Genomic DNA, 13,023 nt, shown 5'->3' with positions numbered 1-13,023 from the left:
ACCGACGGAGCGAACGATGACGCAGCCTGCTAGCAAGCCGAGGAAGCTCGCCTACAAGGTAACGAACTGGCGGGACTACAACGAGTCGTTGGTAAGGCGGGGCGACATCACCTTCTGGTTTGATGACGCGGTGATCGACGCCTGGGAGCACGAGAACGACCGGAAGAAGGTCGGCCGGCCGTTCCTCTACAGCGACGTGGCGGTCGAAACGCTGCTGATGATCCGTGAGCTATTCCGCCTGCCGTACCGGCAGACCGAAGGCTTCGGCCGGGCTCTCGCGAAGCTGATGCAGGCCGAGGTGGCGATCCCCGACTACACCTCGCTGCAGAAGCGAGCGGCCAAGCTGGGGGTCTTGATCGACCTGCGTGCGACCACGGGACCGATCGAGGTGGTGGTCGACAGCACGGGCCTCAAGGTCTACGGCGAGGGGGAGTGGAAGGTGAAGAAGCACGGGGTGGGCAAGCGTCGCACTTGGCGGAAGGTTCACCTGGCCGTCGATCCGGCCACCCACACCATCGTCGCCCAGGTCGTGACGGGCGCCGACACCCACGACGGCGATGCGGTCGAGCCGCTGTTGGAGCAAGTCGAAGCCGAAGTCCAGACGTTTTACGGCGACGGCGCCTACGACCAGTGGAAAGTGCGTAACTACCTCCAAGGGGAGTCGATCCACCAAGTGATCCCGCCGCGCAAGAACGCCAAGATCAAGCAGCACGGCAACGCGTCGGCCGAGCCGCTGGAACGCGACGAGTGCCTTCGGCAGATCCGCCGCGACGGCAAGAAAGCGTGGAAAGAATCGATCGGCTACCACCGACGCAGCCTAGCCGAGACCGCCATGTTTCGATTCAAAACCAACTTCGGCGACCGCCTGAAGAACCGGACGCTCCCCAATCAGGCGACCGAGGTCGCACTCCGATGCAAACTGCTCAACGTATTCATCACCTTTGGCATGCCGTTGTTCGCATGGGGTTAGTCAACAAGGCCGCGACGCGGTGTTCCAAGAACTTCATCAACCACTCGTGGTCGATGTTGTCAAAGAAGCCTTCCACATCGGCGTCCAGTACCCAGTTCACTCCCCGATCGGAGATGCCGACACTCAGCGCGTCAAGCGCCGTGTGCTGGCTTCGTCCGGGTCGGAACCCATAGCTGAACCCGAGAAAGTCCTGCTCGTAGATACCCTGCATCACCCACACGACCGCCTTTTGGACAAGCTTATCCTCCAGCGAAGAGATGCCGATCGGTCGTTGTCGACCGTCGGCTTTGGCGATGTAGATTCTCTTGGACGGCTTCGCTCGGTAGGCTCCGCGGTGAATGCGACCGTGAAGATCAGGAATACGATCCTCCAGGTCTTGTTCGTAGTCGTGCCACGTTACTTCATCAATTCCCACTGCAGCGGCTTTCTTCAGCGCGAAGAACGCCTCGTACAGCAGTGCCTCGCTGACATAATGCAGCAACGACGTGAATTTCAGCTCCGGCTTGGCCTTCGCTGATCCACGCACACCAGACAGACCACGTAACCCTCGGGGGTTCCGCTTCTCGGCGCGGCCGGGGTCGGTCGGCACGGTGTTCCTCTTGGCTGAGTCCCTTTCCTTGACGGATTCCGCAGCGGGTTCAGTTCCCACGTCGTTCGCCCGTGTCGACGGTACTATGGACTCATCAGACTTCCCATCGGCGTTCATGACAGCATTGCCCTTGCGGTTCGCCGTCCGCTCTGGCAGTTAGCCCTGCGGGCTTGGTACCAGAGGCCAATGGGATCTCCCGGTTCTCGCGTTTGGAATTTTCCACGCATGCACAGGTTCAACGACTCCGCCAGGTCCGAGTCACGCCTTGCCAGTAGCGGCATGACCGATGTTGCCTTCCCCATGCTATGACTGGGTCGGCACCTGAAAAATCTGATTTCGGAGCTCATTAGCTGGCCTACGCTTCCCCCTGCGCGGACGCTCAGTCCAAAGCGGTTGCCCGATCTGTCCCTCCGCCGGAGGCCAAAGTGATTGGCGAAATCTTCTTCGTAAGAAACTCTCATTCTCTATTCCAAACCGGTTTTATCCCGGCACTCCACAGCTCTGGCGTCCGAAGGGCATTGGAATCAAGCGGCCCCCGAGCAGACCGGCCGCCCGAGGGCCCACGCGCTTCGGCGCACCATCGATCCGGCTATTCCTCGTTCGGTTGCGTCCCCGCAGAGCCAAACTTCGCTTCACCGGACGCCCTCATCATAGCAATATCATCCATCCGGAACCGAACCGTTGACACGTTCAGAGGTAGTCCTCAGACGTGCAGCTTAGTACTACGCAGGTTCTGTCGGAAGTATTGCGCCGCACTTTTCGAATACCGCTCGCATTCTTCCGTGGCACACAGCGACTCCTGAGGTTGGGCCCATTCTAAGGACGTCACCTGTCCGTCAATTCCGCACCACCTCAAGCGATGTCGATCACGGCCGCGATGCGTCCTTCGTCGTAGTTTCAATCCGCGCCCCCCGCGAGGGGAGCGATGCCGGCAAGCACGCCTACGCCGTCTCGCTGCACGAGTTTCAATCCGCGCCCCCCGCGAGGGGAGCGATCTGGGGCGTGCGTTCCAGCAGGCGCTCAAGACCGTTTCAATCCGCGCCCCCCGCGAGGGGAGCGATCAGAGGGTGACGGGTCACACGCAGCGGCGCCTAGTTTCAATCCGCGCCCCCCGCGAGGGGAGCGATAATCGTCAGCCCGGTGACGTTCGGCTCAAACAGGTTTCAATCCGCGCCCCCCGCGAGGGGAGCGATTGCCGGCGTCCTGGCTCTTCTTCATCAGCGTGATGTTTCAATCCGCGCCCCCCGCGAGGGGAGCGATGTGGGCGTGGACGTGCTGCGCGGCGGACTTGTCGTTTCAATCCGCGCCCCCCGCGAGGGGAGCGATCACTCCGCCAGCACCCCGTCGGGGTCCTCGAGCGTTTCAATCCGCGCCCCCCGCGAGGGGAGCGATGGTGGGCGAGCGTGCGGAGCGTATCCGCGAGAAGTTTCAATCCGCGCCCCCCGCGAGGGGAGCGATCACGTTGCCGGCGGAGTCGGTCATGCTCAGCCGGTTTCAATCCGCGCCCCCCGCGAGGGGAGCGATGCGCCTTGGCGGCGGCGGCCGCGACGGTGGTGGAGTTTCAATCCGCGCCCCCCGCGAGGGGAGCGATCTGGGGGTAGTCGTGCGGGGCCGCGCTGTAGCGGTTTCAATCCGCGCCCCCCGCGAGGGGAGCGATACTCGCATCGTGACCCCACCCACCCTAACCGACGTTTCAATCCGCGCCCCCCGCGAGGGGAGCGATGCTTCGGTCGGGTTGTGCTCGCAACCGTAGCAGGGTTTCAATCCGCGCCCCCCGCGAGGGGAGCGATGCTCGGTGGCGTCGGGGATAGAGTCGGTTATCGGTTTCAATCCGCGCCCCCCGCGAGGGGAGCGATTCGGGCTTCTTGCCCTCGCCGCCGGAGTAGGCTGTGTTTCAATCCGCGCCCCCCGCGAGGGGAGCGATGGCGCGGGCCTGCGTCATCGGGCAGATGGTGCGGCCGTTTCAATCCGCGCCCCCCGCGAGGGGAGCGATCACCAAAATCGGGGTAGGCGTGGGTGTATAAACACAGTTTCAATCCGCGCCCCCCGCGAGGGGAGCGATTCGGGCGGCGGGGGGCTGGAGCTGGCGGAATCGGGTTTCAATCCGCGCCCCCCGCGAGGGGAGCGATGTCCGGCTGCTCGACTGCTGGGCGCCGGAGATCCGTTTCAATCCGCGCCCCCCGCGAGGGGAGCGATTCATCGTCGGTTCCTCGCCTCGGGTTCGGTAAGTGTTTCAATCCGCGCCCCCCGCGAGGGGAGCGATGGAAGTGCAGACCAGTTTCCTAGGCGAACCCCATGTTTCAATCCGCGCCCCCCGCGAGGGGAGCGATCGAACGACAGCAGCCCCCGCTTCGTAGACTTGTTGTTTCAATCCGCGCCCCCCGCGAGGGGAGCGATGCACGTCGACGGAGTTGCGGCCGACCAGCCCCTCGTTTCAATCCGCGCCCCCCGCGAGGGGAGCGATGACCGCGCTGCTGGGCTGGCACCTGGAGCCAGAGTTTCAATCCGCGCCCCCCGCGAGGGGAGCGATAGCGTTTCCGCGCCCGTGATGGTGCGGCTCGCGGTGTTTCAATCCGCGCCCCCCGCGAGGGGAGCGATGCCGCATTTGGCCGCCGCCGTTCGAGTCTCGCGGTTTCAATCCGCGCCCCCCGCGAGGGGAGCGATCTTGCCGATGCGTGGCGTCATGCGAGCCCCCATGTTTCAATCCGCGCCCCCCGCGAGGGGAGCGATGCCGTCTCACTAACGATATGCAGCCACGGACGTTAAAACTTGATTTCCGCGGACCACCGTGTTCAGTCGACTGAACCGGCATGCCGTGCACTTGTGCATATCCGAAGGCGTGCTCAGGTAACAAGTTGCGGCCATCGCGAACCTTCCGGGCGGGCTGCGTCCACTACGGGTCCGCGTTCCATCGCTGTTGGCTGCAATGTCGCAATAGCGTCGCAACTACACAATGAGGGGTCCCTCAACGTCGTAGCTCGCTTTGGCGCCGTGGTGCTCGACGCGCCGCTGCCACTTGGCGCCTAGATAATAGAATCGTAGGCTGTCCTGCTCAAGCTGGACGATCCGCAGGAGGCGGTCTTTGCATTCCTCCCACTGGGCGGGATCGACCTTCATCTCGAAGACGGAGTTCTGCACGCGTTGGCCGAAGTCGAGGCAGGCCTTCGCGACGTGGCGGAGCCGCTTCTGTCCTTCGGGCGTGGCCGTTGCTACGTCGTAGGTCACCAGCACGTACATGGCGGCGCTCCTTACTTCCAGATGAGTGGCGGGTAGGCGTCGAGGTCGCCCCGCAAGCGGCGGGCCATCAAGCGGGCTTGCAGGTGGACGAGCAGACCGACCGAGGTACGCGCATCGAGTAATGGGTGGCGGGTTTCCTCTTGCTTGCGTTCCTGCCAGGCCACTAATACCCGCTTCCGAGCGTCGTCGGTTAGCAGATAGGCGCCGCTCTCTTGGCGGACAAAGTCTCGCGCGCCCAATTGCTGACGGTTGATCAGCGTCAACGCCACTCGGTCTGCCAGCGGCGCCCGGAACTCTTCCATTAGGTCGAGCGCCAGACCTGGGCGGCCCGGCCGATCGCGGTGCAGATAGCCAACTGCGGCGTCGAGACCGGTCGCTTCACAGGCGCTGCGGATGTCGAGCAAAAGCAGGGTGTAGAGGAACGAGAGCAGGCAATTCAGCGGGTCGAGTGGTGGGCGGCGCGAACGTTTTTTGAAACGGAACGTGTCGCCAGCAACCAGCACCAGGTCGTTGAAGACCGAGAAGTAGCGTGACGCGGCCTCGCCTTCGAGGCCGCGGAGTCGATCGACCGAGTCTGCGGCTTTCACTTCGACGATACTCGCCGACAGGCGCCCCGCTGCGTGCTTCAACCGTTCGGCGCTTTCCGCGTCGGCCCCTTCTCGGGCGGCTCGCAGTAGGACGGTGCGGGAGTTGGCGATCTTGCCGAGCACGATCGAGCGGGTTAGCTCAGCGGAGATCGCGGGGTCGTCGGCGGCTCGGTACTGGGCGCGTCGCAGCAGCACGTTGCCGGGCGTGAAGCCGTTCACAGACGCGATGAACCGGCCATGCTCAGTGAGGAACGAGAAGGAGACGCCGGCTTCGGCACAGGCGCCCATTAGCGCGGGGCTGGCGCCGACGCGGCCGAAGCAGGCGATCGCGTCGAGGTTGTGCAGCGGGACCCGGAGGCGTGTTTCTCGTTCGATGCGCACCGCCACCGCCTGGCCTTCCTTCTTCAGGTACGCCCCCTGGGTGGTGATGAACAGCGTGTTGAGGTGGCGTTTCACTTTCAGGATGGGAGTCGGCAGTCGGCAAAAAGGCGCGGCTATTCATCGGCGAGCGACGCGGCGAGCTCGCGGTCGAAGTGGTCGCGGGCGGAGCGGCGTCCGATCGCTTTAGGGAGGCAGAGCTCGTAGAGCGAGCAACTGTCGCACTTCTTCTCGTAGACTGCCGCGGGCGTTTCGCCAGCCGCCATCAGTTCGTGCAGGCGGGTCGCGGCGGCTAGGGTCTTCGCTCGCAGCGGGTCGTCGAAAGTCACCTCGCTTCGGCGACGGGTTTGGCCGTAGTAGAGGTCGCCGGCGGAGATCGTGACGCCGAGCATCTCTTCTAGGCACAAGGCCTGGGCGCAGACCTGTACACGGTCGCAGTCGTTCGCCTTGGGCTTGCCTCGCTTGTACTCGACCGGGCGGATGCTCCACTCGGTCAGTTCCTCTGCGGTCGCCTGACGGATCGCGTCGAGCAGCGTCCGGCCCTGCGGCTTGCGACCTTCGGGGGGCCGCCAGAGGACGATGTCGGCAACGCCCGACAGGCCGACTTCGAGCGAGCGGAGCGTCAGCCCGCGGGCGATCCGCTCGCCGTCGCGGGTTTCGGGCTTCCCTTCGTGGGCCTTGCGGTGCAGCAGAGCGCCCTGCGTGGTGAGGAGGTTCTCGCTCCAGAGCCGTTCGACGTGGATCAGCGCGCACTGCCGCTCGCAGAACAGCAGGTGCTGTAGGGCGGAGATCGGCAGTAGGTCGGCTTCGGGGAACGGCATGGGGATTAGAAACGCCGGTTGATTTTGATGCCCTCCGGCAGACCTGCTTCGTCGATCTTGAGTTCGTAATCGGCGAACGACCGTGGCGGCGTGCCGTTCTCTGCCGCTTTGCGGTTGACGCTGACGCGATCGAACAGCTTGCTCGCCGGCGCGTTGCCGAGCGCGTCGGCGTGTTCGAAGCAGATCAGCGCCTGTGCAGCCATCTCGCCGCGGGCGGCCGAGCGGTCGGACTCGAACATCTGTTCGAGCGACTTCCAGAACAGATCGAGGTCGTCGGCGCCGAAGCCGGTTTTGGCCGCGAGGTGCGGGTTGATGAAGCCGTGGACGCGGTATAGGCCGTAGGGGACGGTGAACTTGCGGCCCATCGTGCGGTTGTCGCCCGACTGTGCTTCGGCTTCCTTCTCCGTCGTTACCGCGCAGCGGGTCACCGCGTGCTCCTGCGCGATGATCGGGTCGATGCTGCGAGCAAGCGTGAGCTGAATCGGCCCACGGACCTGCCCGCAGTTGACTCCGGTTGACATCACGGCGCCAAATGCCCGGATATCAAAAAAGTTGGTACACATCCAGGTCGTGAGCTGCTTATCTTCTTCAGCGCGATCCTTTCCCTTTGATTTCCGCTTCTTCGCATCGGGCTCAAGGTTCAATGCTTTGTAGGCCCTTGTGTGCTGCGCGTTCAGGACGGCCTTCTCTTTGACGTAAATCTCGTACGGCGGATCTTCGCCGTGCACCAGGCCGACGAAGTTGCGCACCTTGCGCTTAAGGCAAACATCGGTCACGAGTCCGTGGCCGGTCTCAGGATCGACGCGGGGCAGGTTGCCGGCGTCGGGGTCGCCGTTGGGGTTGCCGTTCTTGACATCGAAGAGCAGGACGAAATCGACGCGTGGGATCATGACGGGTGGCCTAAATGGGTGAGCGTGGGAATAAGTATGGCGAGCAAGTGGCCGCTAGCTGGCTTCGACCGTATCGGGCGCCTCAGCGGCCGCTTTCTTCGTGAAAATGTCTTGCCGCTGGTGGTAGTAGCCGATGGCGAACAGACCTTGATTGGGCATCGAAAGATGGGAGTCGAACCCGTCGATCCGCCCGGCGATCTCCTGGATACGCCGCTCGTGGTAGGTGCGATTGCCCCGCTCCAGCTTGCCGAGGTGGTGCTGGTTCATCCGGATCAACCGGGGGAAGACGCTCGCGGGAGTTGACGACGCGGCGCCGAAGTAGCGGTCCTTAATCGTGTCGTTGATGCCCGGCAGGGCGTCTTCCTGGGTCTTCTCCAATTCGGCAAAGAGCCGCCCAAGCTGGTACGCGGATTCGGGGCGTTCTTGGTCGAGTGCCATGGGGAGTTCCTCCTCCAAAGGGTTGATGCCAAAACGGCTGTTGCGGTTCAAACACGCTTTGATCGCCGCCGCACGAACGAACCGCACTTCGCGATCGGCCTGGATGCGACGCAGCAGCGCCGCGTAGAACATCTGTGGGTAGGGCTGGCCGGTAAGGATGGCTCGCAGCATGGCGCCTTCGAGCAGGTCGGGAATGTCCTTCGACTCCCGGGCGGTCTCTGCGAGCAGCCGCCACAACGCCGGATAAGGGAAGTCGTTCGGGCCGCGGACGATCTCTAGATCGGCATAGTGCTGCCGGAGCTTGTCGAGGAAGTCTCCCAGCGTGCATTCTCGCCAAAAGCGAACCGAAACACGGGCGGCGTTTGGCGCGAGGCCTAAGACATAGAAGGGCGAGTTGGGGTCGTCGAACTCTGGCGGGAACGAGCCTCGGGCGATTGCGTCGAGCAGCGGTCGAACTTTCGACAGTGTTGTCTCGTCTTCTGCTTTCGTGCTCGGGTTGAATAGCTCCGCGATCCAGGCTTCGGCGGGCGAAGGTTTGGCTGTCCAGAAGACTACGGACGTGTCGCCAACCGACAAGCGGCGGTTGTTCGCGCGGTCGAGCAGTCGGTTTAGGGCCGTGCAGTATTGGAACGCCGGCGTCTCCCCCACAGGAAAATTGCCTCCCTGCGACTTTCCGTACGAAGTCGCCGCAGTAAACGCGGTATCGACCGAGCACAGCAGTGCTCCGGCAGGCTGCCCTCCCCAAACTCCTTTGATTTTAGGTTCGTGAAGTCGAGCGATCGGACCAACAAGGCCCGTCACCAAGCATTGCGATTCAGAAGCCTCTTCGGTTGAAGCACTATCCGTTGCCATCGCCTCCCACCAAGCCTTCACCGACGCCTGTTCGTGAACGAAGTGCGTAGCTCCCCGCAGCTTGAACACGCCGAAGCCGGTCGGCGCGTCGGTAAGTGTCGGATGCGACTCCGCGCCGTCGGGTGACCACGACTCCAGGAACCGGCAGACGGCCCCGAACTCGGGGTCATCGACCTCCGCTTCTGCGTCCAGGTGTCGCTTGCGGAACGCCTCGAACGCTTTGCGGGTCCGCTCGGGTTTCTCGTCTTTCGCTTTGTAGCCGAGCGCGTAGGCAGTGTTGTCCCAGAGGAAGCATGGATTAATGCCGGAGCCCGTTGGCTTCGAGTTGCCAAGTACGATCAGCGATTGGTTTCGCAGCTTGCCCTTTCCATCTTCGACCCGCGCGTCCTGGATCTCGTGCAGCGAGCCATCGGCGTTGACCACGACGACGAACGCGATCTGCTGCCGGCTGTAGCCGTACGGCGCCACGTCCGACTCCGGATCGGCGGCCAGTCTTTCGTAGTAGGCGTTGAGGGCTTGCAGGATCATCCGACTGACTCCGCGGTCGCGTGCTGGAGTGGGGGGACCTCGATCACGCCGTCGTGCATCTGCGCGCGAAAAAACCGTGGTTCGGCCTTCAGCGGCCGGCCGGTGTGGGCGCAGAGAGTGTCGGCCAGCTTTTCTTGATTCTTGTCGAGTGGCGTGAAGACCAGGTCGTGGAGCATCCAGCCCAGGTCGCGCTCGCCGGTGAGGGGCGAGGCGGGGATCGGCCCTTCGACCCAGGCGAAGTCGCAGGCGAACTCACGCGTGCCGAGGTAGGGGCGGTGGAAGCACTGCCCCCGTTCGGCCCGCCGCTTGAACATGTTGTAGTGCTTGGCGACCGGCTCGCTGTCGTCGAGCACCTCGAAGCGGGCGCCGATGATGTACTCGACTCCGGTAAGGATAGTGGCGGCCCGCTGCTGTCGATCTTCGTCTGCGTAGAGCGCGAGCGTCCCGGCGGGCGTGCCGTTCATGGCCTGCTTGGCGTTCGCGGCCGACGCCTTGCTCGCGACCTCGTTTCGCCGCAGGTTGGTGAACCGCGGTTCACGATAGACATGGATCCGCTCGACCACCCAGCGTACCTCCGGCTTCCAGTAGAGGGCCTCCAGCACCCCGCGGGCGGCCGAAGGGGTGATGACGTCGTAAGAGAGCCGCTCGACCTTCGCCTCGGGGCGAGTAAAGCAGGCGTAGTCGCCCCAGATACGGAGGGAGATGTGGGAACGCTGTCCCTGATAAGCCGTCATAGCACCATGTTCTTGGGTTCACGATAGCCGGGTGCGTCTAGCCGCAGCCCCAGATTGTGGCCATAGCTATCACTGTTCGCAAGTACACTGAAGCCAGAATCAAGGATTTCAATGTCCCTAGCCGCGAGGAGGGCGTTGTAGGCCCACTGGAAGACCCCGACGGTGTAGCGCTGTAGCTTGCGGAGCAGCCACCGCTGCGGCCCGCTTTGCCGGAGTTGCTCAATTAGTTGTATGCCGTCGCCGTAGCTGACGAAGAGGGTTTGCGATGCGTCTTCGATGAACTGAAACCGCTCGGCCGCGGTGCGGAAGTCGTACGCGAACTCGCCGCGTTCCTCGGGGAAGCACTCCATCACACGGTTGTCGTCCCACCGATTGTCCCCCGAGCGTTTCCAGTAGTGCAGCTCGAAATACTTGCGCACCGCGTCGGGGTCGAGCGGGTCAGGGAAGTCGGGAAGCAGTTCGCGCGCGGTGGCTGCCGTGGCTCCGAGGTAACCGTGAGGCTTCACGTCGGTCGGATCGAACAGCCACAGCTTGCCGAGGCCCGGGAGGCGACCCTCTCGGTTGCAGCGTCCGGCGGCTTGGGCGATCGAGTCGAGACCCGCCATCGCCCGGAAGACTACCGGGAAATCGACATCGACGCCGGCCTCGATCAACTGAGTGCTGACAACCCGGCAAGTCAGGCCGGACTTAAGCCTCTGACGAATCTTGACCAGATGGTCGCTGCGGTGCTGGCCGCACATCAGCGTGCTGAGGTGGAAGAGGTCGTCGGGCGGGGCGTCGGGCATCGCACGTAGACGCCGGTAAAGCTCCGCCGCGTGGGCGCGTGTGTTGACGATCGTCAGCCAGGATGGTTCGGCAGAGAGCCGCTCAACGAGGGCATCGTTGTCGATCGCCCCCAGGTTGTCCGCCTCGACCCGCCGCATGGCGGAGTAGAGCAATTCTGGTTCAGGGATGATCTCACGGACCCCTTCCAGGCCGATCTTGAAATCGTCGCGGTGCTCTAACGCGGGTTGCGTGGCCGTGCAGAGGACGATCGAACAGCCGTAGTCGGCGGCAAGCTCGCGGAGCGCGGCCAGGCATGGCCGAAGCAGGCCGACCGGCAGCGTCTGCGCCTCGTCCAGGATAATGACGCTCCCCGCCAAGCGGTGCAGCTTCTGGCACGGCGTGGTGCGGCAGGCGAACAGCGACTCGAAGAGTTGGACGTTCGTGGTCACGACCAGCGGCGCGTCCCAGTTCTCGGCCGCTAGGCGGTTGAGCCGCGTTTCTTTCTCGGGATCGAGGTTTGAGTGGTGCTCCAGAACAACGCCATCGCCCAATTCAGCGAACACCTTACGATAAACCTCCGCCGTCTGCTCGATGATGCTGGTGAACGGGATAGCCATTACGACCCGTCTCAGCCCGTGTTGTTGGGCGTGTTCGAGCGCGAATGCAAGCGAGGCAAGGGTCTTTCCGCCACCGGTTGGGACAGTGAGCGAAAAAAGGCCGGGAAGCTGGGAAACCGCGGCTCGGCAGGCGCCATGCACTGCGGCGCGTTGATCGTTTACAGGGCTTGGAGTGGCTTTGTCCCTGAGCCGCTTCAAGTAGTCATTCAGCGCGGTAGAGAGGTCGCCCATGGGGGGCTTGGCGACGCGTTCGGCAGCCCTCTCCGGGTTGCAGAAGGCCTCGGTCTGCAATCGATCGGCATCGACGAGGCAGGAAAAAAGCATGCGAGTGAACAGGGCGCATTGAAAAGCAAAGCGGGCAGCGTCGTTTCGATCGATCGACAGCGGCGGCCGTCCGATTTCTCCGGTGGCCAACCATTCAGACGGCGCTGCATGGCGCCAAGGCTCGATGGTCTTGTTGAGGCGTTCGCTCAGCTTCTCTGTATCGGCCAACCCAGCGTGGTGCCCCGCCAGCGCGTAGGCGAGCAGACGCCCCCAACGTGGCGCCGATTCCATCGCATGCTTCGCGCCGGCCGTCGAGTGATCTACCCGACCGGGCAAGCCCTCAATGTGCGCCTCAGCGGAGTCCGCCCCCCTAATGCGTGCTTGAAAAGCCGCGGAGTACTTTCCAAGGTCGTGCCAACGGCCCAAGGCACCGCCCCAGGCCGAGACGTCGGGTGCGCGAGGGATCAGCTCGCCGGCGAACTGAGCCGCCAGATCGGAGACTAGTTGAAGGTGTCGTTCGAGTGGCTCCCAATCTTCCGGGGCGCGGTCGGGGAGGGTGTGGGCGAAATGCATGACCGCGTTCTCCAGATGGTGATAGGCCAGTTTACCCAACGCCAGCTTGCCGGAGTTCCGCATCGCCCCAATTGCCACACGAATGGGGGCACGAGATTCCGATGAGTTCCTTCGCTGAACGCCGTCAGGCGGGCCACCCCGGCGGCGAAAAGAGTCTACCCAGGAATCGCCGGCGATCTCAGTTGGAGATGCGATACTCAGCGCCCCGTGGTCGCGGGGTCATCGTCGCTCAGCAACGGCCAGACCGCGTGCCATCTTGTCGAGTTCCAACCTGTTGCTGGAACGTCAGCCCGCCAGGGTCGATTCGGACTTCGCTTCACGCTCTGCAGACGCGGTTCACTGCGTCGCTTGGCCGGTCAAACGGAGTCATCGTCGCTGTAAAGCGTTCGCTGAAAGGAGCTTGCGCGATCACGTCGAAATGTCATACGTCGGAGCAGCTGAGTACTCAGCTGCTCCGACGTATGACATTGCTGCCGGACTCGAATTCGGCCAATTGAGGGGCCCAATTCTGGCCTCTGGGTGCTACTTCTAGCTTGCCGGAATCGGTTCCGTTTGGAGGCTGGGCGCCCGCTTGGCCCGGGTCGTTGAGTCCTTCTAGGCCTGCCGGGCGCCGCTCTTTGGCCGGCTCATCGGGGTGCCCAACGGCCCTCGCCGCGCACTGCTTGAGATTTCGCCAGCTCGCGGGAGTGAGGTGCCGGACAGCACCGTGAACAGCCCTCTCCAGAAGTCCGATTCAACCGCGGGTCTCACCAAAGCCTTGCGACCTCCCTGCCCGCAATC

Annotated in this window: 9 protein-coding genes and 1 CRISPR repeat array; of the genes, 1 reads left to right on the top strand and 8 read right to left on the bottom strand. The window is 63.6% G+C overall.

Annotated elements, in window-relative coordinates; all coding sequences use genetic code 11:
• Window positions 1-16 precede the first annotated feature (16 nt).
• The gene (locus tag Pla175_RS08880) at window positions 17-970 is read left to right on the top strand and encodes an IS5 family transposase (protein WP_145283311.1); all 954 of its coding nucleotides are present in this window, start codon (window positions 17-19) and stop codon (window positions 968-970) included.
• Here Pla175_RS08880 and Pla175_RS08875 read toward each other — a convergent pair.
• From Pla175_RS08875 to cas3, 8 genes are all read right to left on the bottom strand, one after another.
• Window positions 936-1,559 carry a reverse transcriptase domain-containing protein gene (locus Pla175_RS08875; RefSeq protein ID WP_231954279.1) on the bottom strand — a complete coding sequence of 208 codons (624 nt, stop codon included), beginning with the start codon at window positions 1,557-1,559 and terminating at the stop codon, window positions 936-938. The genes Pla175_RS08880 and Pla175_RS08875 overlap by 35 nt on opposite strands.
• Before the next feature lie 894 nt (window positions 1,560-2,453).
• Window positions 2,454-4,289: direct repeats of the CRISPR family, unit length 33 nt; unit sequence GTTTCAATCCGCGCCCCCCGCGAGGGGAGCGAT.
• 216 nt (window positions 4,290-4,505) lie between these two features.
• On the bottom strand, window positions 4,506-4,796 hold the full coding sequence (gene cas2 / locus Pla175_RS08870; RefSeq protein WP_145283308.1) for a CRISPR-associated endonuclease Cas2: 291 nt from the start codon (window positions 4,794-4,796) through the stop codon (window positions 4,506-4,508).
• Window positions 4,797-4,807: 11 nt separating this feature from the next.
• The gene (cas1c, locus tag Pla175_RS08865) at window positions 4,808-5,839 is read right to left on the bottom strand and encodes a type I-C CRISPR-associated endonuclease Cas1c (protein ID WP_145283306.1); all 1,032 of its coding nucleotides are present in this window, start codon (window positions 5,837-5,839) and stop codon (window positions 4,808-4,810) included.
• Window positions 5,840-5,877: 38 nt separating this feature from the next.
• A complete protein-coding gene (cas4, locus tag Pla175_RS08860) occupies window positions 5,878-6,582 on the bottom strand; it encodes a CRISPR-associated protein Cas4 (protein WP_145283304.1) in 705 nt (234 codons plus the stop codon).
• A gap of 5 nt (window positions 6,583-6,587) precedes the next feature.
• Window positions 6,588-7,472, bottom strand: coding sequence for a type I-C CRISPR-associated protein Cas7/Csd2 (cas7c, locus tag Pla175_RS08855; RefSeq protein ID WP_145283301.1), 885 nt, complete (start codon window positions 7,470-7,472; stop codon window positions 6,588-6,590).
• Window positions 7,473-7,526: 54 nt separating this feature from the next.
• Window positions 7,527-9,290, bottom strand: coding sequence for a type I-C CRISPR-associated protein Cas8c/Csd1 (gene cas8c, locus Pla175_RS08850; RefSeq protein WP_145283299.1), 1,764 nt, complete (start codon window positions 9,288-9,290; stop codon window positions 7,527-7,529).
• The gene (gene cas5c / locus Pla175_RS08845; protein ID WP_145283296.1) at window positions 9,287-10,024 is read right to left on the bottom strand and encodes a type I-C CRISPR-associated protein Cas5c; all 738 of its coding nucleotides are present in this window, start codon (window positions 10,022-10,024) and stop codon (window positions 9,287-9,289) included. Before cas5c ends, cas8c begins: the two co-directional genes overlap by 4 nt.
• Window positions 10,021-12,243 (bottom strand): CRISPR-associated helicase Cas3', encoded by a 2,223-nt coding sequence (cas3, locus tag Pla175_RS08840; RefSeq protein ID WP_197527364.1) that lies wholly within the window; start codon window positions 12,241-12,243, stop codon window positions 10,021-10,023. The genes cas5c and cas3 overlap by 4 nt, the downstream gene beginning before the upstream one ends.
• Window positions 12,244-13,023 lie beyond the last annotated feature (780 nt).

Origin of the sequence: Pirellulimonas nuda (assembly GCF_007750855.1) — a bacterium.
GTDB classification, from domain to species: domain Bacteria; phylum Planctomycetota; class Planctomycetia; order Pirellulales; family Lacipirellulaceae; genus Pirellulimonas; species Pirellulimonas nuda.
This window is presented reverse-complemented; position numbering and strand designations above follow the sequence as displayed.